This is a genomic window from Gillisia hiemivivida, from assembly GCF_007997295.1.
GTDB classification, from domain to species: Bacteria; Bacteroidota; Bacteroidia; order Flavobacteriales; family Flavobacteriaceae; genus Gillisia; species Gillisia hiemivivida.
In genome coordinates this window covers 18,647-43,851 of record NZ_VORY01000020.1, presented here as the reverse complement: position 1 = coordinate 43,851, position 25,205 = coordinate 18,647, and the positions used below count along the sequence as shown (strand labels likewise).

Sequence of the window (25,205 nt, the reverse complement as noted above, 5' to 3'; positions counted from 1 at the left end):
ATTGTAAAATTTATAATTGCCTGTTATAAAATTTAATCTTGTAAACCAAAAACTTTTCTTAAAAGATCTGTAGTCCTAGCGGCTAGATTATTTCTAATATCTTTTTCTTCTAGAGCAATCATTAAAAACACTCCTTCTAATGCTTCATTGGTCACATAATCTGGAAGATCCGGATTCACTTTATTGGTAAGAGGTAAGGAATTATATTTATCAATTATATTACTCCACACCTGCGTTGCACCAACTTTATTCAGAGAATTTGTAATTACAGGATTAAACTTTGAGTATAATTGTGCTTCTGTTTTTTGATTTAAATAAGTGGTGGCAGCTGTATTATTTCCCAGTAATATATTTCTGGCATCATTAAATGTTATCCCCTTTACAGCATCTACAAATATTGGAGTAGCTTCCTTGACAGCGTCTTCTGCTGCTCTATTCAATACTTTCAGACCTTCATCGGCAAGAGCATCCAAACCGACATCGCGTAATGTTCTATCTACTTTTTGAAGTTCTGCGGGTAATGTAATTCTTACTAATTCATTTCTAAAAAATCCATCTTCCTTAGTAAGTTTGGTTACTTGCTTATCTATTCCGAAGTCCAAGGCTTGGCGTAGTCCTAAAGCAATTTCGTTATCTGTAACACCATATGCCCCGCCAGGCAGCTGTGTAGCTATGCTTTGTAATTCTGCACAACCAATAAATAGAGGGAGTAATAAAAGAATGTATAATTTTTTCATGATTTTTTTTCTAAATGTAAACAATAAATATTCCAAAAAAAGTTACTTCAAATTATTCATCGCATTTTTCATTTTTCCGAATTCCTTAAAATTAGATCAAACAAGGATATTTCCTTACGAATTTCGTAAATTGCATCTCCAAAAATTTAGAATAACAATGCAAGATCAAACACCATATATCCCCAAGAATAAAGTAAGAATAGTAACAGCAGCTTCCCTTTTTGATGGTCACGATGCCGCAATAAATATTATGCGCCGTATCATTCAGTCTACAGGAGTAGAGGTGATTCACTTAGGTCATGACCGTAGTGTAGAAGAAGTGGTGAATTGTGCCATACAGGAAGATGCAAATGCCATTGCAATGACCTCTTATCAAGGTGGTCATAACGAGTATTTTAAATACATGTATGACCTTCTTAAGGAAAAAGGTGCAGAGCATATCAAGATCTTTGGTGGTGGAGGTGGAGTGATCCTACCTTCAGAGATCAAAGAACTTATGGATTATGGAATAACTCGCATCTATGCGCCAGATGATGGAAGAGAAATGGGGTTGCAAGGAATGATCAATGATCTTGTAAAAACTGCAGATACTCCAACTCCTGCTTTAGAAAATGCTGATAAAACACAAAGCCTTCTCGAGGATAAAAACATTAATACAATTGCAAGATTAATTTCTTTAGCTGAAAACAGACATGAAGATTTTGAAAAAGCATTCGATAAAATAGAACTCAACGGAAAAAGAACTCCAGTTCTGGGAATTACCGGAACTGGTGGATCCGGAAAATCCTCTTTAGTAGATGAATTGGTTAGAAGATTCTTAATAGACTTTCCAGAGAAGACCATCGGAATTATTTCTGTAGATCCTTCAAAACGTAAAACAGGTGGCGCTTTGTTAGGAGATAGAATCCGAATGAATGCAATTAACGACTCTCGGGTTTATATGCGTTCCTTAGCAACCAGACAATCTAATTTAGCTTTGTCTAAATATGTTTCTGAAGCAGTTGAAGTTTTAAAAGCAGCAAATTTTGATCTTATCATTTTAGAAACTTCAGGAATTGGACAATCTGATACTGAGATATTAGAACATTCTGATGCTTCATTATATGTAATGACTCCTGAATTTGGAGCAGCTACGCAATTGGAGAAGATAGATATGTTAGATTTTGCAGATCTGGTAGCAATCAACAAATTCGATAAAAGAGGCGCTTTAGATGCACTTCGTGATGTAAAAAAACAATATCAGCGTAATCATGGCTTATGGCATGACGATCCTGAAACCCTTCCTGTATATGGAACTATCGCATCCCAGTTCAACGATCCGGGAATGAATACTCTTTACAGAAAGTTGATGAATAAAGTTGATGAAAAAACGGAGGCGTCTTTATCTTCCACTTTTCATATCAACGAAGATAAAAGTGAAAAGATCTATGTGATCCCTCCAAGTAGGGTGAGATATCTTTCTGAAATTTCCGAAAATAACAGGAAATATGATAAGACAGCAGGCACTCAGCAGGAAGTTGCACAAAAGCTTTATGGGATATATAAAACCATAGCTTCAGTGAGCAATGTCACTTCGAGCGAAGTCGAGAAGTCATATTTAGATAAGCATGGTGTCGATAGTGATAAGATTCTTAAGGAAAATAAGGATGAAAAGAATCAAGACTTTATAAAACTTCTGATTGCTGAATTTGATCGCGTTAAATTAAATTTAGATCCATACAACTGGGAAATCATCACCGGTTGGGATGAAAAAGTAAATAAATACAAAGAGCCGATATATTCCTTTAAAGTAAGAGATAAGGAACTTAGGATAGAAACGCATACCGAATCTTTATCCCACACTCAAATTCCGAAGATCGCTTTACCAAAATATCAGGCTTGGGGAGATATCTTGAAATGGTGTTTGCAAGAGAATGTTCCTGGAGAGTTTCCTTACACTGCGGGATTGTATCCTTTTAAAAGAGCCGGAGAAGATCCTTCCAGAATGTTTGCTGGCGAAGGCGGACCGGAAAGAACAAATAGACGTTTTCATTATGTAAGTGCGGGATTACCGGCAAAGAGACTTTCTACAGCCTTCGATTCTGTGACACTTTACGGGAATGATCCAGATTTGAGACCAGATATCTATGGAAAAATAGGAAACGCAGGAGTATCGATTTGCTGTTTGGACGATGCTAAAAAATTATATTCCGGATTCGATTTGGCTGATGCTATGACTTCTGTGAGTATGACCATTAATGGTCCTGCTCCAATGTTGTTAGGATTTTTCATGAATGCCGCTATAGATCAGCAATGTGAAAAATATATCGTAGAAAATGAGCTTCAGGATGAGGTAGAAGAGAAGATCAAGAAAATATATAAGGATAAAAAAATAGATCGCCCTGCATATCAAGGTCCGCTTCCAGAAGGAAATGAAGGCTTGGGATTGATGTTGTTAGGAGTAACTGGAGACTTGGTGCTTCCGGCAGATGTTTATGCTAAGATCAAAAAAGATACGTTGAATGTTGTTCGTGGAACAGTTCAAGCAGATATTTTAAAAGAAGATCAGGCTCAAAATACGTGTATCTTTTCTACGGAATATGCATTGAGACTGATGGGAGATGTACAAGAATATTTTATTGAAGAGCAGGTAAGAAACTTTTATTCGGTTTCCATTTCTGGATATCATATTGCTGAGGCAGGAGCAAATCCTGTAACTCAATTGGCATTAACCTTGGCTAACGGATTTACTTATGTAGAGTATTACCTGAGTCGTGGGATGGATATCAATAAATTTGGACCAAACCTTTCGTTCTTTTTCTCTAACGGAGTAGATCCAGAATATGCCGTAATCGGAAGAGTTGCCCGAAAGATCTGGGCAAAAGCGATGAAGTATAAGTACGGAGCAAATCCAAGAGCTCAAATGTTGAAATATCACATTCAGACCTCAGGACGTTCTTTACATGCACAGGAAATAGATTTCAATGACATTAGAACCACGCTTCAGGCGCTCTATGCTATATATGACAACTGTAACTCCTTGCATACAAATGCGTACGATGAAGCTATTACAACACCTACAGAGGCTTCAGTAAGAAGAGCGATGGCTATTCAGCTTATTATCAATAAAGAATTAGGTCTTACCAAGAACGAGAATCCGATTCAGGGAGCTTTCATCATAGAAGAGTTAACAGATCTTGTGGAAGAAGCTGTTCTTTTAGAATTCGATAGGATTACCGAAAGAGGTGGCGTATTAGGTGCTATGGAAACTATGTACCAAAGAAGTAAGATCCAAGAAGAAAGCTTGTATTATGAAACTTTAAAACATAATGGTGAATTTCCAATTATTGGAGTGAATACCTTTTTGAGTTCTACAGGTTCTCCAACAGTAACACCGGGAGAGGTTATTAGAGCTACTGAAGAAGAAAAACAATACCAGATAAGTACTTTAAAGAATTTGCATAAAGCATTTGAAGAAGAATCTGCAAAAGCCTTGGAATTGATCCAGGAAGCAGCTATAAAGAATGAGAATTTATTTGAAGTTTTAATGGATGCCACTAAAGTGTGTTCTTTAGGTCAGATCACTGCTGCAATGTTTGAAGTAGGCGGGCAGTATAGAAGAAACATGTAAGCAGAGAGCCGTTTTTCAAAACAAAGTTTTGAAAAACGTGCGAATCGCTTATCCCGATGAGCAGAGCGACATCGGGATTCTTTTACAGCAGAATTATAATTGAATATGTGCGAATCGCTTATCCCGATGAGCAGAGCGACATCGGGATCTTTTACAGCAAAATTTATAATTGAATGTGTGCGAATCGCTTATCCCGATGAGCAGAGCGAAAGCGGGATTCTTTTACAGCAAAATTATAATTGAATATGTGACAATCGCTTATCCCGATAAGCAGAGCGATATCAAGATAATTAAAATCCACAACTAAAAAATCCCAATTCTTATGAATTGGGATTTTTTTAAAAGTCAAATTTATAAAGAAACAAAAAGTAGGGTAATTGAATCTTACAAAGTCAACTTCCAGATACGTTGTAATTTTTTGAACTTCTTTAATTCAAATCTTAAGATCCTCACGAATTCTCTTCCGTTGCTGTTCGAAAGTTCTAAACGTTCGCAGTTCTTGTAAAGCATATTGGTAAGTCGGGTGACAGATGCAGCATATTTGTGCTTTTCTTCAGCAAATGGTTCATTTTCTGCTTTTAGAATATTTGGCACTAAAGAAATGGACTGCTGAACGATATCACCTGAGAAGTAAATATCCTGATCTTCCTTTCCATTTTTTTTTAAAGCCGCTAAATCCTGAACCAGATAATTCGAAATATGCCTAGAAATTTTAAGGATCTCTATCGCTTGTCGATATACAGGAGAGTAACTAAAATCTGATCCGGTAATGGATTTCATAGTGAGATAATATTTCTTAGACACCCATAAAATTACTGAGATATCTGCGAACCATTCTTTTCATTTTAAAGTAAATATGTACTTTCGCTTTAAATTAAATAAATTAAATAGTTAAAAAAATTAAATATGCCTATAGATCCTCTTAATTGGCAAATTCTGGAATCTCTTCAGAAGAATGCTAGACAGTCGTTTGCAGAAATTGGCAGAAAAGTGGGACTTACTTCTCCAGCAGTCGCAGAAAGGGTAAAAAAGATGGAAGATAGCGGAATTATAAAAGGCTACAAAGCCCAGGTTTCTTACCATAAAACAGGTCATCAATTAAAAGCTGTGATCACTTTACGTGCTTTTATGGGAAGATTGAAACCATTTTTGGAGAAGGTGAAAGAATTTAAGGAAGTAATAAACTGTTACCGAATTACCGGGAACGAAAACATTATCATGGAAGTGGTTTTATATGACCAATCTCATTTGGAAGAATTTATAGATAAGTTGATAACCTATGGGGAAACAAAAACTCATATTATCCTTTCTAATGTGGTAGAGCATGGACCAATAAAACGCAGAGGTTAAATTATTTTGTTCCGCTTACCAAATACATCAATGAACCTCCGGCAGCGTGATATTGTTCCCGTTGTAAAGCACCCATTAAGTGATCGTCCCTACGCGTATATTTATCCTGATATTCGAAATAAAAAGGCATGAATTGTTCCCCGGCTGAGCTAAAGAAGTCGATGTCTTTTTTGGTGTTGGATTTCCAGGAACTCCCGGTCATCCATTGTTTTAAAGTAGCAACCTGCTCTTTCGTACTGTATGGAGGATACATTGCAATTGCCTTATCGGATAATCTAACTTCAATATTTTTCAAATCGGCAACCGCAAACATTCCGGGTAAAAGATCTCCCAGGGAATTATCGCCTTGCCCCATATTTTTTTTGCCCTTTTCTATGATCAATCTGTATTTGATATGATCTAAAGTTTCCTCTATAGAATCATTTTTGGAAAGGGAGGTCTTCGTAAGACTCTGAATAATATTATTTGGCTCTACACATAATAAGGTACCACTGGGTTTTAGCACCCGCTTCATTTCTTCTAAAGCCTGTTGAGGTTTAGGAACATGAATTAAAACCGTTTGGCAGGTTACAAGGTCAAATTGATCATCATCAAATGGAAGTTGTTGCGCATTGCCCTTTGTGAGAGTAAAAGGATTATTAGACTTTTTAAAAAGTGCTTCTAACTCTTCATTTTTGGAGTGCCATCTTTCATCACTATCTACAGCGGTAATTTCAGCTCTAGGAGCAAGAAATGGGGCTAATATTTGTGTCCAATGCCCTTGACCACAGCCAACATCGAGCATAGAATTATGCCTGTTTAATTCTAGCCTTTTGGCTGTGAGCTCGATAAACGTAGGATTCCACCAGAAGTCTCTGTAATCCCCAAAATAACTCTCAGAGTGTCCCTTATTACCTTCTTGATCTTCCAACGTTATTCCTTTTAGATGAGTTTCCTCCAGAGGTATTTTTTTTGCTGGAATTCCCATTTCTGGAAGGCCTGCGTTGTTGTGGTTTCTTCTCAGGAATTTCAAAGAATGCCATAGGATAATCGTGTTCTTCTATTACAGGAACCTTTTGGTCTATTAATTTCTGAATATCCTTTAGGTATGCTTTTTCTTCAAAATCACAAAAGGAGATCGCTTTTCCACTAGCGCCTGCTCTACCTGTACGTCCAATTCTATGTACATAGGTTTCGGCAATATTTGGAATTTCGAAATTTATAACCAAAGCCAGGTCATCGATATCGATTCCTCTGGCAGCAATATCTGTAGCTACTAAAACGCGAGTGGTCTTATCTTTAAAATTCTTCAATGCTTTTTGACGTGCATTTTGAGTTTTGTTACCATGTATAGCCTCAGCTTTAATTCCTACTTTAATAAGGTCTTTTACTACCTTATTTGCACCGTGTTTTGTTCGTGTAAAAACAAGAACTCTATCTGCTTCAGAAGATTTTAAAATATCTATTAGTAAGTTCTTCTTATTGGTTTTATCTATGAAGTAAACTTCCTGTCCAATTCTTTCAGCAGTAGAGGAAACTGGAGTTACTGAAACTTTTAGAGGATCATTCAAAATACTATTTGCAAGATCTATAATAGAATTTGGCATAGTAGCAGAAAAGAATAATGTTTGCCTTTTAGCAGGAATTTTCTTTATCACTTTTTTCACATCGTGAACAAATCCCATATCCAGCATTCTATCTGCTTCATCTAAGGTGAAGATCTCGATATTGGAAAGGGAAATAAATCCTTGGTCCATAAGGTCTAATAATCTTCCGGGGGTTGCCACCAAGATATCCACGCCATTTCTAAGCGCTCGTACTTGAGAATTCTGATTAACACCACCAAAGATCACCAGATGTTTAAGGTCGCTAAATTGACCATACTCGGTTATACTTTCTCCAATTTGGATTGCAAGTTCTCGGGTTGGAGTTAAAATAAGACTCTTTATGGTTGTCTTGCGACCTCCATTATTAAGGTTGCTGTTTAATAGTTGAATGGTTGGAATAGAAAAAGCTGCTGTTTTTCCGGTTCCGGTTTGAGCGCAACCTAAAATATCTCTTCCTTTTAAAATGGCTGGGATAGATTGTGCTTGTATTGGGGTTGGTGTAGTATATCCTACTTTTTGAACTGCCTTATATAAGGGCTCAGTTAATTGTAAATCGTTAAATGTCATGTATGAATTATAAATGCCGTCCTGTATTAATAATTGGACAGGCTATGTGTAAAATGTTGCTTACTGGAGAAGGTTGCAACCGGCTGCAAAGGTACTATTTTATTTTAATATGTGATTATCTTTTATTATTTGCAGATCTAAACAGTTGAAAGACAGGTTGTCCTTAGAAAGTTTTAGTCTTTTTTAGTTAAATATATCTCAATTGTAATATAGTTAGTAATTGTACGACTACTAAGCAGTTATCTTTGATAAAAAATTAGAACACCATGAAAAATTATACTTTACATTTCCTGATAATGACCATAGTTACTGGATTACTTGGCTTTGCAGGATTAACATTCTATGGAATTGAAGTGGTCAGAGTATTGTTTTTGATTTTTGCAGATTTATTAATAGTAGCATTAATTTCTAAAACATTTTTTTCAGACACCAAAGAGGTTAAATTACAGAGAGTTAAGAAATAATCTCCAACAAAATATCCCTACAAATTACATTAGACCACAGAAATGTGGTCTTTTTTATTTGCTTAAATTCTGCTACTTTAGAAGTATGAAAATCATCTCTCCCATATATAGTAAACTTTTATTTCTTTTATTTCTCTCACAATCACTTTTCGGTCAAGAGCTATCTCTTGTAAAAGGCGCTGTTGTAGATAGTTTGCCCATAAACGACAGTATTTCAGAAAGTTTTGCGATGTATTTACCTAGAAATTATTCAGCAGATAAAAACTGGCCTATTGTTTTTGTTTTTGATAATGAGGGTCGAGGTATAAATGTTGCCAGATTGTTCAGTATTGCAGCTGAAGATCAGGGATATCTTTTAGTAGCTTCTAATAATATTTCTAAGGAAGATTCCTTGATAACCAATTTAGAAATTGCTTCTAGACTTGTAGAAAAGATTTCGCTAAACTTTCCAATTGATGCAAATAGAGTGTATACCGCAGGCTTAAAGGAAGGTGCCCTTGTGGCAAGTGCTTTACCAGTGGTTTATCCTAAAATTAAAGGAGTCTTGGTTGTGGAGTATGTCTGGTTAAATAAAGATTTTCTGGCTAAGGCTAATAAAAAACGGACTATAGTTGGCTTTGCAGGTTATAAAAGTGATTCTTATAATAATTTCAACGAAAGTTTTAATTTATATAAAATTCTCGATTATGATCCATTAATCTATAATTATGAAGATGAGCACAAGTGGCCTTCAGTAAGATTAATTTCACATGGTTTGGGAAGCTTTACATTACAGGCAATGCTTGATGGTAATCAACCTAAGGATGCCGAAATGATCAATAGCCTATTCGAATCTGAATTAGAAACAGCTCAAAGTTGGAGGCGGCAGTTAAATTTTTACAAGGCTTACGAATTGCTGGAACTTATGCGAGATAAATATAAATATTTCGATAAGAAGAGTGAAATTCGAGACCTCCAAAGGGAAATTAGAAGGGAATCGATTTATAAAGAACAACGCTCTCAATATAATTCAGCAAAAATAAAAGAGCAGAATTTGCGCTATCAATATCCTTTACTTTTGGAAGAAGATCTAGCGGCTAATAATTTTGAAAATATTGGTTGGTGGGTGCAACAAGTAAAAGAAATAGATTCACTCAAAAACTCTAAAATAGTAGCCGAAGCTGAAGTAGGCTATAGGTTAGAAGATCATTTGCAGACCTATACAAAAGAGAGGTTTAAAGAATTAAAAACCACTAAGGCGGGAATAGATAGTTTGATCCTTATATCGATACTGCGAACGGTATTCGACAAAGAAAATCCCGCGGGCTATTTCTCAATAATTTCTTTAAGTGCTCAGGATGGAGATTATTATACAGCAATGTTATATTTAGAAGATCTTCTCAAAACAGGATATGAGAATTTAGAGCAGTTGTATGATATCCCTGGAACTTTGGATCTCAAGTTAAGTCCTGAATTTAATGAGTTGGTGAAAAAATATTTAGGAGAATCTAAGTATTATAATATTCCTATTGAAAATTAGATGTTGGTAGAGGTTTCTTTTTTTAATAAATAGGCCAAATAAACCAATAGTCCGCAAGACACAGCAGCTAATGCTATCATTACATTCCATGTAAATACATACCCAAATTTGCTGATTAATTGCATTCCTGAATTATGACCAAAAATATGGCTAATTGAAAATGCAATACTATACAATGCCATATATGAACCTTGTTTACCTTTATCGGCTCTGGTTAGTGCGAAAGTATTTGAAAATGGAAATGCAATCATTTCTCCAACGGTCATTAAGATCATGCCTATTACTAATACTCCTATCCACCCAGTAAGGTTTATAGCTAAAAAGCTTAATCCAACCAATATCGTCCCTATAATTACATGAAAAATTGCTGTTACTTTTTTATTTTCAAGATATTTTATCAAGGGCATTTCAAAAAGGAAAATTAAAAAACCATTCATTCCTAATAAAATCCCTATTTCTAATTCTGTGAGTCCGTGTTCTTGTGCATAAAATAAAGGCATGGTGGAGAAATATTGCAGAAATATAAAACCAAATAAAACCATAGCGCCTATAAATATGAGATATGGAAAATCTTTTAGCACTCTCTGCGGATCCAAATTTACCTCCCGTATATTTTCGACTGCTTTCTTAGGGTGCAATAGTTTAAGTAATAATATCCCTGCAAGTAAGCAGGTAATTCCATCTACCCAGAACAAGCCGCTATATCCTGCACTGGCAATTATTAATCCGCCAATGGCTGGGCCTGCAGAAAAACCTAAGTTTATTGCTAGTCTAATTAAAGTCACAGATCTCGTTCTATTTTGGGGTTTGCTGTAGGCGCTAATTGCCACAAAAACGGCAGGTCTAAAAATATCTGCAGCTGCCATAACCAAAAAAATCCCAGCGCAAATTCCCCAAAAGGAGCTTGGGAATTGTAAGAGCACAAAAAGCACGGAAGATATTAGTAAGCTTCCCGCCATTGTTTTGTAATGGCCAATACTATCTACTAATTTACCGCCCAGCCAGGATCCAGTAACTGAACCAAGTCCGAAAAAAGTAAGAATCCACCCTACTTCTTCCAGAGAAAAGCCTCGGTTTTTAGTGAGATATAAAGAAAGAAAAGGGATTACCATGGTACCAGCTCTGTTAATAAATGTTATTAAGGCCAATAGCCAAACCTCTCGCCTTAAATCACTAAAGGAGTCTACATAGGAACGAAAGATCTTTTGAAACATTGAGATTGGTTAGGGACCAAAATTAGTTAATTTTTTCAATGATTTTTTTTGAATAAAACAGCAATCAATTAGGAATATTGATCTTCTTAAAACACTTACTTGCATTTCTTCCTTTTGTGATACTAGTAGTTTCGTAAATTTTGGACCCATGATAAAAAAAATTATCTAACAGAGGTTTTTGACATATTACTATCTCTTTATATTAGTTTGTTGTCGAGTCTTTGCATTTCTTCTGAGAGATGCTGAATCAAGTTCAGCATGACGGCAGTTGCATCCAGTATCGTCACCCTGTCCCGATACTTCGGGAGTTTCAGGGTCTCTTATACAGAGCAACCTAGAAAACACGTTAATGGTAATTTATTTCAAAGTTTTCTTCCGATCACTTGGATGCTGAAACAATTCCGATAGTTTTAGGAACAGCATGACGAAAAATCTGAATACTCCGATTTGTAGATGATTACTTAAAAAACAGAATACTCTGGCTTTCAATAAAAAAGTTTAAAAAATGTATTTCAAATTAATATCCTCATTTTTGTGTTCTAAATTTAAATAGATGAAAAAGTTGCTTTTTTTGATACTATTAATTCTGAATGCTTCTCAACTTATTGCGCAGAATTCTTCAAAAATGGATAATATTGTTGCCTTTCAGAAGCATTTAAATTTAGAATTTGCAAATCCTGAAGAATCTCCCTTTACTTCAGAAGATATTAAAAAATTCCAAGCCTTAGATTTTTTTGATATTGATACCACCTTTGTGATTGAAGCTGAATTTGTAAGAACGCCTTATGAATCTCCTTTTTCTATGCCTACTACAACCGATAGAATGCCGATATATGTGAAGTATGGAGAAGCTTATTTTGAATTGAAAGGAAAAGCATTCAAATTAAACATCTATCAAAATAAGGAGTTAATAACCAAGCTTGAGTATGTAGGTTATCTATTTATCCCATTTACAGATGCTACCAATGGTGAGACTAGTTATGGAGGAGGCAGATATCTAGATATGAGGATTCCCACAGGAAATACTATTACTCTTAACTTCAACAAAGCCTATAATCCTTATTGTGCCTACAATGGGAAGTATTCTTGTCCCATTCCACCTTCAGAAAATGATATTTCTATCGAAATTCCGGTTGGGGTAAAAGCATATAAAAAATAGCTTATACCAATTTAGATAGATATAAGCCTATGAATACGGCTGTAAAACCTGCTATTATGCTGCCAAATGTGTATAATGCGAAATTGGTATAATCTCCAGCTCTAAGAAAAGCTTGGTTTTCGAATGCAAAGCTTGAGAAGGTGGTAAAGCCGCCACAGAAGCCAGTTGCAAGAAATAAAATAGTATTATTAGAAAGTGCTCCAGATTTAAGAGAAATCCCAAGAATTAGTCCTAATAAAAGACTCCCAATAATATTTACTGTAAAAGTGCCAAATGGAATTTCTAGTGCAGATTTGTTTAAACCCCTAGAGATCACGAAGCGTAATGCACTTCCTAAACCCCCACCTAGAAAAACCATTAATATCGCTTTCATTTAAAGGATTATAAATATTATAAGATAGGTTGTTCTTCAACTTCTAAAAGTGGAATATAGATCTCTGTTACCCAGGTCGCTGGATTTGGAGATTTATCTGGACCAATTGAATACACTTCGAAAGCTGGACTATCTGGATTTAGGGGTAAACTATTTTCTTGGGCATATATATAAGCATTCTCCCAAGCTTCTTTCAAGTTTTTATAATCTCCTTTTAAAGTAGTCTTTATTACTTTTTGCACAGGCATCATTCCGTTTAGGACCGTGCTTTCTGCTGGAGTTATAATTAAACTTGGTGTGAAAAATCCGGTTGAATAGATTGCAGAATTATTCTGCTCATCAAATTTATTATAAAGCACAATAGGATTTCCCATTTTAGAGATGTTATTTTCCTCCATATATAAAGAAACATCTGCAAACATCGTTTGCATCTTAGTTTGGATCTGGGAAATTTTGGTAGCCGTAGTAGTATACATATAAAACCCTCCCCCATGAGTGGTAACTCCATCTACATTGATAGAATAGGAACTCATTTTCTCAAGTACCACAGTATTTAATTTTTCTAAACCTTCCTTGTATATAGGACGGATCATTTCAGAAAAACTCTCGTTCATAAAAGTGAATGTAAGTTTTTCCATAAAACTATGCTTTCCTTGAATTCCCCAAGTTACCTTGGTGCCTTCTTCTACTTCAATAAAATTCCAATAGACATCGCTTTTAGATTCGCCATAAGGAGATTTAAACATCAAGATCTGTTCTATATTAGAATCTGGAATTACTTTGGTGTTACTGATAGAACCATCTCCTAATTCTTCACTTTTCCATGAATAGCTAGCGCCTTGGCCAATAGTTTTTTCGGGATAATTGATAATCATATCCTCTGAATCGTCCATCCAAGGACCCCATTGCTCCCAATTCTTAAAATTATTTACTTCATTAAACACCACAGGAACCGGTGCATTTATAATTGTAGTCTCCTCTACTTGATAATTTCCATCTTTTGTGGCTACATAAATAGCTCCTGCAATAAATACAATAAGTAGTAAAAAAAATAAATATTTTAAAATTTTCATTTAAAATTAGGTGTTAATGAGGTTCAGAATGCTAATATAGTTAAATATCAAGATGCTAATTACTACATTTGTAGGAAAATTAAACAGAAAAAATATGAAAGTTAAATTCATTTTGTCATTAATATTTATGTCTACCCTAGTGTTCTCCTGTAAGGATGATAACAAGGAAAAAGAAGTTGCTGAAGCAGAGACTTCTGCCGAATCAGATTTCGATTATAATGTTGAAGAATTTGCAGATATAAAGATTTTAAGATACCAAATTCCAGGATTTGAAGACTTGACCTTGAAAGAACAAAAATTGGTTTATTACTTAACTCAAGCGGGATTAAGTGGTCGTGACATTATGTGGGACCAGAATTATAGACATAATCTAGAAATTAGAGATGCTCTAGAGAATATCTACGCTAACTATAGTGGAGATAAGGAAGCTTCAGACTGGAAAGGTTTTGAAACTTATATGAAGAGAGTTTGGTTCTCTAATGGGATCCATCATCACTATTCTAACGATAAAATAAAACCAGAATTCAGCAAAGAATATTTAGATACTCTTTTAGCTGAAACTAAAACAGAACTCACCGGTGAGCCTTATGAGGTGATCTTTAATGATAAAGATGCTAAAAAAGTTAACCTGGATCCTAACAAAGGTTTATTGAAAGGATCTGCGATTAATTTTTATGGTCCAGACGTAACTGCTGCTGAAGTTGAAGCTTTTTACAAAAAGAAATCTTCACCTAATAAAGATAAGCCACTTTCTTACGGATTGAATTCAACCTTAGTTAAAGAAAATGGTAAACTAGTAGAAAAAGTTTGGAAAAGTGGTGGATTGTATGGAGATGCAATAGACCAGATTGTGGTATGGTTAGAAAAAGCGAAAGCTGTTGCTGAAAATGAGGCGCAAGGAAATGCTTTAGGATTGCTTATAAAATATTATCAAACCGGAGATCTTCAAACTTGGGACGATTATAATGTTGCCTGGGTTGAAGCTACAGAAGGAAATATAGACTATATCAATAGTTTTATTGAAGTTTACAACGATCCACTAGGTTATAGAGGGTCTTATGAAAATATTGTACAAATCAAGGATTTTGAAATGTCTAAAAAAATGAAGGTTTTGGAAGACAATGTACAATGGTTTGAAGATAATTCTCCTTTGATGCCGGAGCACAAAAAGAAATCTGTAGTTGGAGTAACTTACAAAACTGTAATGGTTGCTGGAGAGGCTGGAGATGCTTCACCTAGTACGCCAATTGGAGTTAATTTACCAAATGCCAACTGGATTAGAGCTGCTCATGGTAGTAAATCTGTTTCTTTAGGAAATATTATTGAAGCTTATAATAATGCAGGAAGTACTGGTGTCTTACAAGAATTTGCTAATGACGAAGAAGAAATTGCTTTAGAGGAAGAATACGGGCAAAATGCAGATAAATTGCACACCGCACTTCATGAAGTAGTAGGTCACGCTTCTGGACAATTGAATCCTGGGGTTGGAGAAACTAAAGAAACTTTAAAGAACTATGCTTCTACAATGGAAGAAGGTAGAGCAGACCTTGTAGGTCTTTATTATTTAATGGATCCAAAGATCCAGGAACTTGGATTAACAGATGACTGGAAAAAGACAGGGAAGGCTGCTTATGATGGGTATATTAGAAATGGACTAATGACCCAGTTAAGAAGATTGAACATAGGAGATGATGTAGAAGAGTCTCACATGCGTAATAGACAATGGGTAAGCGCATGGGTTTATGAAAAAGGGAAAGAAGAAGGAGTTATCGAGAAAGTAACCAGAGATGGTAAAACGTATTTTGATATCAAAAACTATGAGCGTTTACGTGAGTTATTTGGAGAGCTATTAAAAGAAACCCAAAGAATTAAATCTGAAGGTGATTTTAATGCTGCAAAGAATTTGGTAGAGAACTACGGGGTTAAAGTAGATCAAGCTATTCATAAAGAAGTTCTGGATAGAAATGCACAGTTCAATTCTCCTCCTTACAGCGGATTTGTAAATCCTGTGCTGGTTCCAGAGATGGATGACAACAACGAGATAAAATCTATTAAGGTTACACAACCTAAAGATTTTGCATCACAAATGATGGATTATACAAAGAACTTTCACTTCTTGAAAAAGGAAGAAAAAGTAGCTGAGACTGTAGAATAAACAGCTGGAAACTTAATCCCTCATTGAGGGTTTAATTCCCCGAGGCTTGCCTCGAACTTTTGAAAAGATTTTCCAATTCATACCTCGTGGGCTTGCCCGGAGGTTCTTGATTTCAAAAAGCCTCGATAAATTGTATTTATCGAGGCTTTTTTTTGATTTATTATTAAGGATTAATGTTTGAGATAAGACTTAATTACAAACAGTAATCCAATAAAAATAAGGAAACCAAGGAGCACATATAAACTTCCTTTATGATATTTTTTGTGGATGGCAATATCTTTTCTATAACTGAAGATTATTACTACTACAAACGAAAGAAAAAATATTGCAGCAAAAATCCATTGTCCGGTACTAAACATTTTTGTTATTTTAGGGCAAAGTTAACTTTTAAAACGCAATTTATAATGAAAAGAAGAATTGAAGCCGTACAAGAATTTCATACCGCATTTGGATTGGGAATGAATGACAAGCCTATTGCAGATATTGGTGAGGCAAAAAACATGCTTCGCTTTAATTTGATGAAGGAGGAAAATGAGGAATACCTGGAAGCTGCCAATAATAATGATCTTACAGAAGTGGCTGATGCCTTGGGAGATATGTTATATATTTTATGTGGAACCATTATAGAGCATGGGATGCAACATAAAATAGAAGAGGTTTTTGAAGAGATACAGCGCAGTAATATGAGCAAGCTAGGTGATAATGGAAAGCCTATTTACAGGGAAGATGGAAAGGTGTTGAAAGGGCCAAATTATTTTAAGCCTGAGATTCAGAAAATCTTAGATAAGTAAATAAAGTTAATCTCTATAAGATGTTTCATTCTGCGCAGATAAAAAAGCCTGTCATCCCGACGCTAGGAGGGATCTCGAGTTATATTGATTCTGTTTTATTAGGATTTTTCAGTCCACTACGTTTCCTTCAAAATGACAACTCTGTTTTATTATCATCCCGACACTCGGGGGTCTCTAGTTATATTGATTCTGTTTTATTGGGATTTTTCAGTCCTCTACGTTTCCTTCAGAAAGAACTCTGTTTTATTGTCATCCCGACAGTTACCAGTGCAGGTGAATAAATTATCAAACATTCATTGAGTTCTAGTCATGAACTAAAAAAGCCTCGAAATTAATTTCGAGGCTTTTTTAATATTTATAAGTGGTAGATAGATTATTTCACTAAATATCTCCAACCATGCTTATCTTCAGCTAAATTATATTGAATTTTCATCAATTTATCTTTAAAGAAAGTTGCATAAGAATCTGTTAGTTTAGGTAACTCATGTTTATCGCCCTTATAGCCAAATCCAGAGATCGGGTTAACAGTAGCGGCCGTACCAGTTCCAAAGATCTCTTTTAAAGTTCCTTCCTTCGCAGCATCTAAAATTTCTTGAACAGGAACTTTTCTTATTTCAACATTAATATTATTCTCTTCAGCTAGAGCGATCAAACTTTTTCGAGTAATTCCGTCTAAAATTCGGTCGTTAGTAGGAGTTGTTATCAATGTGTCATTAATTCTGAAGAAAATGTTCATAGTTCCAGCTTCTTCAAGGAAGCTATGTGTATTCGCATCTGTCCAGATAATTTGTTGGTATCCTTCTTCCTTAGCCAAATTGGTTGGATAGAATTGTGCTCCATAATTTCCTGCAGCTTTCGCAAATCCAACACCACCATCTGCAGCACGGCTATAGTCTTCAGAAAATTTCACTCTCACTTCTCCATTATAATATGATTTTGCAGGAGAGCAAATAATCATAAATTTATAATTAGTTCCTGGGGAGGCTGAAACTCCAGGCTCAGTTGCAATTACAAAAGGTCTTATATAAAGAGAATTTCCAAATCCTTTTTTAATCCAGTCTTTATCCATTTTTAAAAGTGCATCTAGTGCGGTAAAAAAGTAGTCTTCCGGAAATTCGGGAATAGCCATTCTTTTAGCCGATATATTGATACGGTTAAAATTATCTTTTGGTCTAAACATCCAGATCTGGTCTTGATCATCTTTAAAGGCTTTCATTCCTTCAAATACTGCTTGCCCATAATGAAAAACCTTTGCAGAAGGTTCCATGGAAATAGGTCCGTATGGCATTATTTTAGGTGCCTGCCAAGATCCATCCTTATAATCACAAGTCATCATATGGTCTGTAAAAATGTGCCCAAATTTTAAATTTTCAAAATCTATTGAATCTATTTTAGAGGTAGGGGCTCTTTTTATATCAATATCGATGGTTGGATCGTTTTTCATTATATCTGTTTTAGATTTGCAAATTTACCGAAATTAAAACAAAATCAAAGTTACATCGATTGAAATTATTAACAACTGCTAGAATATTTTCAAGAATTTTATACAATTATTATTGATTTCTAAAATAATCGTTAATTTTAATGCTGTTTCAATACAAAATAGCCAAAATTCTGAAAATCAGTCACCTCTATATTTATTCTTTATTGATGAAAGAGCTATTTGTTCCCACCTTCTTCTAAGACTTTGGTTTCAAGACGTGAGTTTATCATAGATTTTTGAGACCAAGCATTTTAATTGCTTTAATTTTACCATTCAATATTCGAGATTTGAAAAGAGAGATAATAATTACTGGAGACGGTTCTTCTACCATCCATATTCCAGAGTGGAATGAGCAATATCATTCTAAACACGGAGCTTTACAGGAAGCCAAACATGTTTTTATTAATACAGGATTGATCCCTTACATCAATAACACCAACAAAACCGAGATCAGCATCTTGGAAATTGGTTTTGGTACTGGGTTAAATGCCTTGGTTACATGGGAGGAAGCATCTGCTCAAAATATCGCCATTAAATATACCGGTGTAGAGGCATATCCTGTGGCAAAGGAGGAAGTTGAGAAATTGAATTTTGTTGAAGTACTTAAAGATCCCAATGCTGAATGTTTTTTTAAAGATATTCATTCTTCACAATGGGAAGTAGAAATGGAAATTACATCAGGGTTTAAACTTACAAAACAGAAGAAATTCTTTCAAGACATTGAAGATCATGAAATGTATGATCTAATTTATTTTGATGCATTTGGAGCAAGAGTCCAACCGGAACTTTGGTCTGTGCAGATTTTTAGTAAAATGTATAATGCACTAAAGACAAATGGAGCTTTGGTAACCTATGCGGCAAAAGGTAGTGTTCGTCGTGCAATGTTAGAAGTCGGATTTGTCGTAGAACGCCTACCTGGACCTCCCGGAAAACGAGAAATGTTAAGAGCAACAAAAAAAATAGAGTTGTAGCTGTTAAACCTAGTGAAAATGTTAGCTTTCATTTAAGTTCTCATTTAACTTCAAACAAAAAAATATGCGAGTTTTAATTACAGGTGCTACAGGATTAGTGGGTTCAAACCTCGCTGATAAATGTATTGAAAAAGGAATTGAGGTAAATTACCTTACTACGAGTAAAGATAAGATTGAAAACAAATCAAACTATAAAGGCTTTTATTGGGATCCTACTACAAAGGATATTGATGATAAATGTCTAAATGATGTAGATGTAATTATACATTTAGCTGGAGCCAATATCGCTAAGCGATGGACTTCTAGTTATAAAGAAGAGATAATAGATAGCAGAGTGGAAACTGCCAAACTATTATTTAACTCTTTAAAGTCTTCAAAGAGGACCATATCACAATTTATTTCTGCAAGTGCTATAGGTATTTATCCAAGCTCTTTGCAAAAACTTTACACGGAAGATGAATCTAATACAGATGAATCTTTTTTAGGTGAAGTTGTAGAGAAATGGGAGGCAGCAGCAGATATTTTCAAAGATTTAAATATCAAAGTTACCAAAGTGCGTACTGGTTTAGTACTGGCAAAAAATGGTGGGGCTTTACAGAAAATGAAGGAGCCGGCAGATTTTAATTTAGGTGCTGCATTTGGAAGCGGTAAACAATGGCAATCATGGATTCATATAGAAGATCTATCTAACTTATATATGCACATTTTGGAGAATAATCTTGAAGGTGTATATAATGGGGTAGCTCCTAATCCTGTGACAAATACCGAATTAATGGATGGGATCGCTAAGCAATTAGATAAAAATGTGTGGTTACCAAATGTTCCTGCAATTGCTCTTAAGGTAGCATTGGGAGATATGTCTACCGTAGTTTTATCTAGTCAATTAGTAAGTTCAGATAAAATAGAAAATACAGGCTTTACGTTTAAGTATAAGAACTTAACTAAAGCTTTAGAGGATTTATTGTAAAAAAAAAGAGGCTGCAATTTGCAGCCTCTTTTTATATCTTTTAAGGAAATTAAGCTTTTTTAGCTTTTACTTCAATCATAAGCTCGATCTCGTCATTAATGAATTTATCTCCTAATCCATCAAAAACAGATTTAGAACCATAATTCACATTCCATTTTGTTCTATCAATATTGAATTTTTCACTAGTTAATTCCATAGTGTCCTCATTTATGTTGATAGTCACAGGAAATTCAATATTTTTGGTAACATCTTTTAAAGTAAGATTTCCTTGTAACATTGTTTTTCCATCTTTTTCAGAAACTCCAGTAACTTCAAAAGTGCCAGTAGGATATTTAGTTACATTAAAGAAATCTCCTTCTTTACCTTCTACAGTTCCTTTAAGGTGATTTTCAAGACTCAATTTATCGTCTCCCTCAAGATCTGTATCCTTAATAGAGGTCATATCAATTACGAAAGTTCCACTTTCAATAACGCTATCATTAGCCTTAAAAGTTCCTTCTTGTAACTTGATAGTTCCCGTGTGAGTTCCTGTAGGTTTCTCACCTTGCCAGTTAATCACAGATGCAGTAGTGTCTACTTCAAAAACAGTAGCTTCCATTGTTGCGTTTGCAACTTCTTGAGCTTCTGTAGTTTCAGCTTCTTTATTTTCGTTTTTACATCCCACAACTGCCAATCCTATTGCAGCAATTGTAAACATATTCAATACTGTTTTTTTCATTTTAAACTTAATTTTTAATGAAGTGCAAAATTAATAAGCTAAGTAACACCCCTTTCATAAATATATATTAAAGTTTTTCAGATGACATTTTGACATTTTAATAGGATTGGCAACAAATTTGTCCTTTGCATGAAAACAAATTTTGCGCAACAATGGACAAACATAAGGATACCAATAATAGTGAAGATAATAATAAGGATTCTGTGAAAGATCAAATAGAAGAACTTTTAGACGATGCTATCGAGGAAGTAGAGGCAGGAGCAGATGAAGAGCAGCTATCCGAGAATGATCAATTAAAAGCAGATCTTGAAAAGGAAAAAGACAAATTTTTAAGGCTTTTCGCTGAATTCGAAAATTTTAAGAGACGTACTTCTAAAGAGCGAATTGAGTTATTCAAGACCGCTAATCAAGAAGTTATGTCAGCTATGTTACCCGTTTTAGACGATTTTGACAGAGCGATGAATGAAATTAAAAAAGCTAAAGACAAAAACCTACTTAAAGGAGTAGAGCTTATTTATAATAAATTTAATGAGACTTTGCTTAATAAAGGTTTAGAGCCAATGAACGTGAAGCAAGGTGATGTTTTTGATGCAGATATGCACGAGGCAATCACTCAAATTCCAGCTCCTTCAGATAAACTGAAAGGGAAGATAGTAGATGTGGTAGAGCGCGGATATATGCTTGGAGAAAAGATTATTCGCTATCCAAAAGTGGTGACAGGAAAATAATTCACATCTAAGTCGCTACTAAAAATTACAAAATCACAAAATGAAAGAGGATTATTACGAAATATTAGGATTAAGCAAAAGTGCAACGAAGGCTGAAATAAAAAAGGCTTACAGAAAGAAAGCGATAGAGTTTCACCCCGATAAAAACCCGGGCGATTCCAATGCAGAGGAAACCTTTAAGAAGGCTGCGGAAGCATATGAAATTCTTAGCAATGACGATAAGCGTGCTAAATACGATCGTTTTGGACACCAAGCATTTGACGGTGGTTTTGGCGGCGGCGGTGGCGGAGCCGGTATGAATATGGATGACATATTCAGCCAATTTGGCGACATTTTCGGAAGTGGTTTTGGCGGCGGTGGCGGCGGATTCTCTGGTTTTGGAGGCTTCAGCGGCGGTGGCCAAAGGCGTGTTAAAGGGAGTAACTTACGTATTAGAGTGAGTTTAACCCTGGAAGAGATTGCTAACGGTGCCGAGAAAAAAATAAAAGTAAAGCGTAAAGTTCAAGCAGAAGGAACTACTTATAAAACTTGTTCTACTTGTAGTGGAACAGGGCAAGTAACCCGAATTACAAACACTATTCTTGGTAGAATGCAAACCGCTTCTCCATGTACAGTTTGTGGTGGTGCAGGCCAAACTATAGATAAGAAACCTGCAGATGCAGATGCTCACGGACTTAAGGTAACGGAAGAAACTGTAACCATTAAAATTCCTGCAGGAGTAGAGGATGGAATGCAATTAAAAGTTTCAAACAAAGGGAATGAGGCTCCAGGAAATGGTGTTCCAGGAGATCTTTTGGTTGCTATTGAAGAAAAATCTCACCCAACTTTACAACGTGAAGGAGATAATTTGCATTACGATCTTTATATAAGCTATTCTGAAGCTGTTTTAGGAGCAAGTAAAGAAATAGATACTGTTTCAGGCAAAGTGCGAATTAAAATAGATGAAGGTGTTCAGTCTGGAAAAATATTGAGACTTCGTGGTAAAGGTATCTCGAACATTAATGGTTATGGAAAGGGAGATCTTTTAGTGCATGTTAATGTTTGGACCCCAAGGGTACTCAACAAAGAGCAAAAAGACTTTTTTGAGAAGATGGCAACAGATGAAAATTTTCAACCTAATCCAGAAAAGAGCGATAAATCGTTTTTTGAGAAAGTGAAAGATATGTTTTCTTAATTAAGAAAACTTTAAGATAATTTTTATATATTTGAGTATCACTAATTTAATTAGTGATACTTTTTCTTTTTCATAGCAATTTTTTTCCCATCCTTAATATTTTTAAGGGTGGGTTTTTGTTTTAATCCCTCATTGAGGGTTTAACCCGCCTGACCGGCTGGGCAGGTTCCCCGAGGCCTGCCCGAAAAGAATTTCATTCAGGCGGGCTTGCTTCGAATTTTTAAAAGTATTTTCCAAGTCATACCTCGTGGGCTTGCCCCGAGGTTCTTTATTGAATGAAAATAAAATCTTAGCTATATAAAAGCATTTCTGCGCTATTTCAATATATTTACGAGATAATAGACTTTTATGGATAATCTTCTGGTTGCAGAAAATATTTGCAAACAATTTGGCAATTTTACTGCACTAAATAATGTCTCCATCAATATCCCTAGAGAAAGTATTTTCGGACTGCTAGGGCCAAATGGTGCGGGAAAGACCACTTTTCTAAGAATAATCAATCAAATAACCATGCCCGATAGTGGAGTGGTATATCTAGATGGGAAAGCATTGCATCCAAATGATGTGGGGCATATTGGATATTTGCCAGAGGAACGCGGACTCTACAAATCTATGAGGGTTGGAGAACAAGCGCTTTATCTTGCCAGACTTAAAGGCTTAACCAAGGCCGAAGCTAAAGAGCAATTGGATTATTGGTTTACCAAATTAGACATTAAGCACTGGTGGGATAAAAAGATCCAAGAGCTTTCCAAAGGGATGGCCCAGAAAGTACAATTTGTTATCACCGTACTTCACCGTCCAAAATTATTGATCTTCGATGAACCTTTTAGTGGTTTTGATCCTGTAAATGCAGATCTTATTAAAAATGAGATCTTACAACTCCGGAAGGAAGGTGCTACAATCTTGTTTTCTACTCACAGGATGGAAAGTGTAGAAGAATTATGTGATTATATGGCATTGATCCATGAGTCTAATAAATTATTGGACGGAAAAGTAGACGATATTAAAAGAGCGCATAAAACCAATACTTTCGAAGTGGGAATGAATCCTTTTAACGAAAATGAGTTGTTAGCAGAATTAAAAAGCAATTTTAAGGTTGGGAAAGCACAGTTTAAATCACTTGCAGACGATTTAAAATTGAGTATTCAAATAAAACCAAATGAGTCGCCAAACGATCTTTTACAATATTTAATCACAAAATCCAGAGTTAATCATTTTGTAGAGGTAGTGCCCTCAGTAAATGATATCTTTATTAAAACCGTTACTAGAAATGAATAACCTCAACTTAATTATTCAAAGAGAGTATCTGGCAAGGGTAAGAAATAAGACCTTTATTGTGATGACCTTTTTGAGCCCGCTAATTTTAGTAGGAATGTTCTCCTTGATCGCCTACTTGAGTATGCTTAACAATAGTGAAACCCATACTATTGCAGTTAAAGATGATAGTGACTTATTTAAAGGAGAATTCGAAAATAAGGAGGAGATAGATTTTGTAGATGTATCTTCTATTTCTCTAGAGGAGGCAAAATTATTAGTAAAAGAAAAAGAGTATTATGGTGTGTTATATATTCCAAACATCCAAGATAATGCAGAGCTGGCTAAATCTATCCGATTCTTTGGGAAAGAAGCTCCTTCTATTGGTATTCTAAGGCAGATTGAGCGCACCATTTCAGAAAACCTAACTACGCGAGAGCTTATTTCTCGGGGCTTGGATATTTCACAAATTAAAGCGGCAGAGGCACAAGTAGACATTCGTATAGAGAATTTTGAAGGGATGCGAACTTCAAAAATGTCCAATTATATAAAGATGATATTTGGAGGTGCGGCAGGATATCTGCTAATGATGTTCATTATTATCTACGGAAACATGGTAATGCGAAGCGTGATCGAGGAAAAGACCAATAGAATAATCGAAATTATAATTTCTTCAGTAAAACCTATTCAACTGATGTTAGGGAAAATTATAGGAACTTCTTTAGCAGGAATTACCCAATTCACTATTTGGGTTGTTTTAGGAACTGTTCTTTTATTTATAACCTCGTCTCTTACCGGCATGGATTTGATGGAAGCGCAGCCGCAAATGCAAGAAATGGATCAGGTTTCTAATGGAGAAATACAACAGCTAATAGTAGATATTACCAACTTGCCTATTCTAACTTTGATAATCTTTTTTCTGATATATTTTATAGGAGGTTACTTTCTTTATAGTGCTATTTACGCTGCTATTGGGGCAGCAGTAGATTCTGAAACCGATACGCAACAATTTATGTTCCCTATAATTTTACCATTAATGTTGGGGATCTATGTTGGTTTTTTCTCTGTGATTGAAAATCCTCATGGGACAGTTTCTACTATATTTTCTATGATCCCGTTAACCTCACCCATTGTTATGCTTATGCGAATTCCATTTGGAGTGCCGTGGTATGAGCTAGCGATTTCTGTAATTATCTTATTTGTATCTAATGCTGGTATAGTGTGGTTGGCTGCTAAAATTTACAGAGTAGGAATTTTAATGTATGGTAAGAAACCTACCTATAAAGAATTGTATAAATGGATTAAATATTAA

23 protein-coding genes are annotated in these 25,205 nt (G+C 35.2%); 13 read left to right on the top strand and 10 right to left on the bottom strand.

Going from position 1 to position 25,205, the window contains the following annotated elements:
* Nucleotides 1–32 precede the first annotated feature (32 nt).
* A complete protein-coding gene (locus ES724_RS13585) occupies nt 33–737 on the bottom strand; it encodes a DUF4197 domain-containing protein (protein ID WP_146933794.1) in 705 nt (234 codons plus the stop codon).
* 157 nt (nt 738–894) lie between these two features.
* On the opposite strand from ES724_RS13585, the gene ES724_RS13580 reads away from it, so the two are divergent.
* Nucleotides 895–4,347, top strand: coding sequence for a methylmalonyl-CoA mutase family protein (locus ES724_RS13580; RefSeq protein ID WP_146933792.1), 3,453 nt, complete (start codon nt 895–897; stop codon nt 4,345–4,347).
* A gap of 384 nt (nt 4,348–4,731) precedes the next feature.
* Here the strand turns inward: ES724_RS13580 and ES724_RS13575 are convergent, their stop codons facing one another.
* Nucleotides 4,732–5,127 carry a hypothetical protein gene (locus ES724_RS13575; RefSeq protein WP_146933790.1) on the bottom strand — a complete coding sequence of 132 codons (396 nt, stop codon included), beginning with the start codon at nt 5,125–5,127 and terminating at the stop codon, nt 4,732–4,734.
* Between the two features lie 126 nt (nt 5,128–5,253).
* On the opposite strand from ES724_RS13575, the gene ES724_RS13570 reads away from it, so the two are divergent.
* On the top strand, nt 5,254–5,697 hold the full coding sequence (locus ES724_RS13570) for an Lrp/AsnC family transcriptional regulator (protein ID WP_146933789.1): 444 nt from the start codon (nt 5,254–5,256) through the stop codon (nt 5,695–5,697).
* Between the two features lies 1 nt (nt 5,698).
* On the opposite strand, the gene ES724_RS13565 is transcribed toward ES724_RS13570, so the two are convergent.
* On the bottom strand, nt 5,699–6,607 hold the full coding sequence (locus ES724_RS13565) for a class I SAM-dependent methyltransferase (RefSeq protein ID WP_146933787.1): 909 nt from the start codon (nt 6,605–6,607) through the stop codon (nt 5,699–5,701).
* On the bottom strand, nt 6,588–7,850 hold the full coding sequence (locus ES724_RS13560; RefSeq protein ID WP_146933785.1) for a DEAD/DEAH box helicase: 1,263 nt from the start codon (nt 7,848–7,850) through the stop codon (nt 6,588–6,590). The genes ES724_RS13565 and ES724_RS13560 overlap by 20 nt, the downstream gene beginning before the upstream one ends.
* A gap of 266 nt (nt 7,851–8,116) precedes the next feature.
* Here ES724_RS13560 and ES724_RS13555 point away from each other — a divergent pair, with 266 nt between their 5' ends.
* Both ES724_RS13555 and ES724_RS13550 read left to right on the top strand, forming a co-directional pair.
* Nucleotides 8,117–8,314, top strand: a complete 198-nt coding sequence (locus ES724_RS13555) for a DUF1328 domain-containing protein (protein ID WP_246136882.1) — start codon at nt 8,117–8,119, stop codon at nt 8,312–8,314.
* 85 nt (nt 8,315–8,399) lie between these two features.
* Nucleotides 8,400–9,833, top strand: a complete 1,434-nt coding sequence (locus ES724_RS13550; protein ID WP_146933783.1) for a hypothetical protein — start codon at nt 8,400–8,402, stop codon at nt 9,831–9,833.
* On the opposite strand, the gene ES724_RS13545 is transcribed toward ES724_RS13550, so the two are convergent.
* The gene (locus tag ES724_RS13545; RefSeq protein ID WP_146933781.1) at nt 9,830–11,047 is read right to left on the bottom strand and encodes an MFS transporter; all 1,218 of its coding nucleotides are present in this window, start codon (nt 11,045–11,047) and stop codon (nt 9,830–9,832) included. The two genes, ES724_RS13550 and ES724_RS13545, sit on opposite strands and share 4 nt — an antisense overlap.
* A 553-nt stretch (nt 11,048–11,600) precedes the next feature.
* On the opposite strand from ES724_RS13545, the gene ES724_RS13540 reads away from it, so the two are divergent.
* Entirely contained in the window at nt 11,601–12,206 is a 606-nt protein-coding gene (locus ES724_RS13540; RefSeq protein ID WP_146933779.1) for a DUF1684 domain-containing protein, read from the top strand.
* Nucleotide 12,207: 1 nt separating this feature from the next.
* Here the strand turns inward: ES724_RS13540 and crcB are convergent, their stop codons facing one another.
* Both crcB and ES724_RS13530 read right to left on the bottom strand, forming a co-directional pair.
* Entirely contained in the window at nt 12,208–12,579 is a 372-nt protein-coding gene (crcB, locus tag ES724_RS13535) for a fluoride efflux transporter CrcB (protein WP_146933777.1), read from the bottom strand.
* Between the two features lie 17 nt (nt 12,580–12,596).
* Nucleotides 12,597–13,652 (bottom strand): SRPBCC family protein, encoded by a 1,056-nt coding sequence (locus tag ES724_RS13530; protein WP_146933775.1) that lies wholly within the window; start codon nt 13,650–13,652, stop codon nt 12,597–12,599.
* Between the two features lie 94 nt (nt 13,653–13,746).
* On the opposite strand from ES724_RS13530, the gene ES724_RS13525 reads away from it, so the two are divergent.
* Nucleotides 13,747–15,807, top strand: a complete 2,061-nt coding sequence (locus ES724_RS13525; protein ID WP_146933773.1) for a dipeptidyl-peptidase 3 family protein — start codon at nt 13,747–13,749, stop codon at nt 15,805–15,807.
* 170 nt (nt 15,808–15,977) lie between these two features.
* On the opposite strand, the gene ES724_RS13520 is transcribed toward ES724_RS13525, so the two are convergent.
* Nucleotides 15,978–16,166 (bottom strand): hypothetical protein, encoded by a 189-nt coding sequence (locus ES724_RS13520; protein WP_026839526.1) that lies wholly within the window; start codon nt 16,164–16,166, stop codon nt 15,978–15,980.
* A 45-nt stretch (nt 16,167–16,211) separates the two neighbouring features.
* On the opposite strand from ES724_RS13520, the gene ES724_RS13515 reads away from it, so the two are divergent.
* Nucleotides 16,212–16,598 carry a pyrophosphohydrolase domain-containing protein gene (locus ES724_RS13515; protein ID WP_146933771.1) on the top strand — a complete coding sequence of 129 codons (387 nt, stop codon included), beginning with the start codon at nt 16,212–16,214 and terminating at the stop codon, nt 16,596–16,598.
* Nucleotides 16,599–16,971: 373 nt separating this feature from the next.
* Here the strand turns inward: ES724_RS13515 and ES724_RS13510 are convergent, their stop codons facing one another.
* Nucleotides 16,972–18,042, bottom strand: coding sequence for a branched-chain amino acid aminotransferase (locus ES724_RS13510; RefSeq protein ID WP_146933769.1), 1,071 nt, complete (start codon nt 18,040–18,042; stop codon nt 16,972–16,974).
* A 326-nt stretch (nt 18,043–18,368) separates the two neighbouring features.
* Between ES724_RS13510 and mnmD the strand changes: the two genes are divergently transcribed.
* The gene (mnmD, locus tag ES724_RS13505) at nt 18,369–19,052 is read left to right on the top strand and encodes a tRNA (5-methylaminomethyl-2-thiouridine)(34)-methyltransferase MnmD (RefSeq protein WP_146933767.1); all 684 of its coding nucleotides are present in this window, start codon (nt 18,369–18,371) and stop codon (nt 19,050–19,052) included.
* 64 nt (nt 19,053–19,116) lie between these two features.
* Nucleotides 19,117–20,019 carry a TIGR01777 family oxidoreductase gene (locus ES724_RS13500; RefSeq protein ID WP_146933765.1) on the top strand — a complete coding sequence of 301 codons (903 nt, stop codon included), beginning with the start codon at nt 19,117–19,119 and terminating at the stop codon, nt 20,017–20,019.
* A gap of 49 nt (nt 20,020–20,068) precedes the next feature.
* On the opposite strand, the gene ES724_RS13495 is transcribed toward ES724_RS13500, so the two are convergent.
* Nucleotides 20,069–20,737, bottom strand: a complete 669-nt coding sequence (locus ES724_RS13495) for a YceI family protein (RefSeq protein WP_146933763.1) — start codon at nt 20,735–20,737, stop codon at nt 20,069–20,071.
* 152 nt (nt 20,738–20,889) lie between these two features.
* Between ES724_RS13495 and ES724_RS13490 the strand changes: the two genes are divergently transcribed.
* From ES724_RS13490 to ES724_RS13475, 4 genes are all read left to right on the top strand, one after another.
* Nucleotides 20,890–21,465, top strand: a complete 576-nt coding sequence (locus ES724_RS13490) for a nucleotide exchange factor GrpE (protein WP_146933761.1) — start codon at nt 20,890–20,892, stop codon at nt 21,463–21,465.
* Nucleotides 21,466–21,505: 40 nt separating this feature from the next.
* On the top strand, nt 21,506–22,639 hold the full coding sequence (gene dnaJ / locus ES724_RS13485; protein ID WP_026839519.1) for a molecular chaperone DnaJ: 1,134 nt from the start codon (nt 21,506–21,508) through the stop codon (nt 22,637–22,639).
* A gap of 348 nt (nt 22,640–22,987) precedes the next feature.
* Complete coding sequence (locus ES724_RS13480; RefSeq protein WP_146933759.1) at nt 22,988–23,917, top strand: ABC transporter ATP-binding protein; 930 nt, start codon at nt 22,988–22,990, stop codon at nt 23,915–23,917.
* Nucleotides 23,910–25,205 carry an ABC transporter permease gene (locus ES724_RS13475; RefSeq protein ID WP_146933757.1) on the top strand — a complete coding sequence of 432 codons (1,296 nt, stop codon included), beginning with the start codon at nt 23,910–23,912 and terminating at the stop codon, nt 25,203–25,205. Before ES724_RS13480 ends, ES724_RS13475 begins: the two co-directional genes overlap by 8 nt.

Coding starts and splice junctions, on each gene's coding strand:
- crcB (WP_146933777.1), bottom strand. CDS start 12,579: ATGAAAGCGATATTAATGGTTTTTCTAGGTGGGGGTTTAGGAAGTGCA.
- ES724_RS13515 (WP_146933771.1), top strand. CDS start 16,212: ATGAAAAGAAGAATTGAAGCCGTACAAGAATTTCATACCGCATTTGGA.
- ES724_RS13480 (WP_146933759.1), top strand. CDS start 22,988: ATGGATAATCTTCTGGTTGCAGAAAATATTTGCAAACAATTTGGCAAT.
- ES724_RS13525 (WP_146933773.1), top strand. CDS start 13,747: ATGAAAGTTAAATTCATTTTGTCATTAATATTTATGTCTACCCTAGTG.
- ES724_RS13580 (WP_146933792.1), top strand. CDS start 895: ATGCAAGATCAAACACCATATATCCCCAAGAATAAAGTAAGAATAGTA.
- ES724_RS13495 (WP_146933763.1), bottom strand. CDS start 20,737: ATGAAAAAAACAGTATTGAATATGTTTACAATTGCTGCAATAGGATTG.
- ES724_RS13530 (WP_146933775.1), bottom strand. CDS start 13,652: ATGAAAATTTTAAAATATTTATTTTTTTTACTACTTATTGTATTTATT.
- ES724_RS13510 (WP_146933769.1), bottom strand. CDS start 18,042: ATGAAAAACGATCCAACCATCGATATTGATATAAAAAGAGCCCCTACC.
- ES724_RS13540 (WP_146933779.1), top strand. CDS start 11,601: ATGAAAAAGTTGCTTTTTTTGATACTATTAATTCTGAATGCTTCTCAA.
- ES724_RS13570 (WP_146933789.1), top strand. CDS start 5,254: ATGCCTATAGATCCTCTTAATTGGCAAATTCTGGAATCTCTTCAGAAG.
- ES724_RS13490 (WP_146933761.1), top strand. CDS start 20,890: ATGGACAAACATAAGGATACCAATAATAGTGAAGATAATAATAAGGAT.
- ES724_RS13500 (WP_146933765.1), top strand. CDS start 19,117: ATGCGAGTTTTAATTACAGGTGCTACAGGATTAGTGGGTTCAAACCTC.
- ES724_RS13475 (WP_146933757.1), top strand. CDS start 23,910: ATGAATAACCTCAACTTAATTATTCAAAGAGAGTATCTGGCAAGGGTA.
- ES724_RS13560 (WP_146933785.1), bottom strand. CDS start 7,850: ATGACATTTAACGATTTACAATTAACTGAGCCCTTATATAAGGCAGTT.
- ES724_RS13555 (WP_246136882.1), top strand. CDS start 8,117: ATGAAAAATTATACTTTACATTTCCTGATAATGACCATAGTTACTGGA.
- ES724_RS13575 (WP_146933790.1), bottom strand. CDS start 5,127: ATGAAATCCATTACCGGATCAGATTTTAGTTACTCTCCTGTATATCGA.
- dnaJ (WP_026839519.1), top strand. CDS start 21,506: ATGAAAGAGGATTATTACGAAATATTAGGATTAAGCAAAAGTGCAACG.
- ES724_RS13585 (WP_146933794.1), bottom strand. CDS start 737: ATGAAAAAATTATACATTCTTTTATTACTCCCTCTATTTATTGGTTGT.
- ES724_RS13520 (WP_026839526.1), bottom strand. CDS start 16,166: ATGTTTAGTACCGGACAATGGATTTTTGCTGCAATATTTTTTCTTTCG.
- ES724_RS13550 (WP_146933783.1), top strand. CDS start 8,400: ATGAAAATCATCTCTCCCATATATAGTAAACTTTTATTTCTTTTATTT.
- ES724_RS13545 (WP_146933781.1), bottom strand. CDS start 11,047: ATGTTTCAAAAGATCTTTCGTTCCTATGTAGACTCCTTTAGTGATTTA.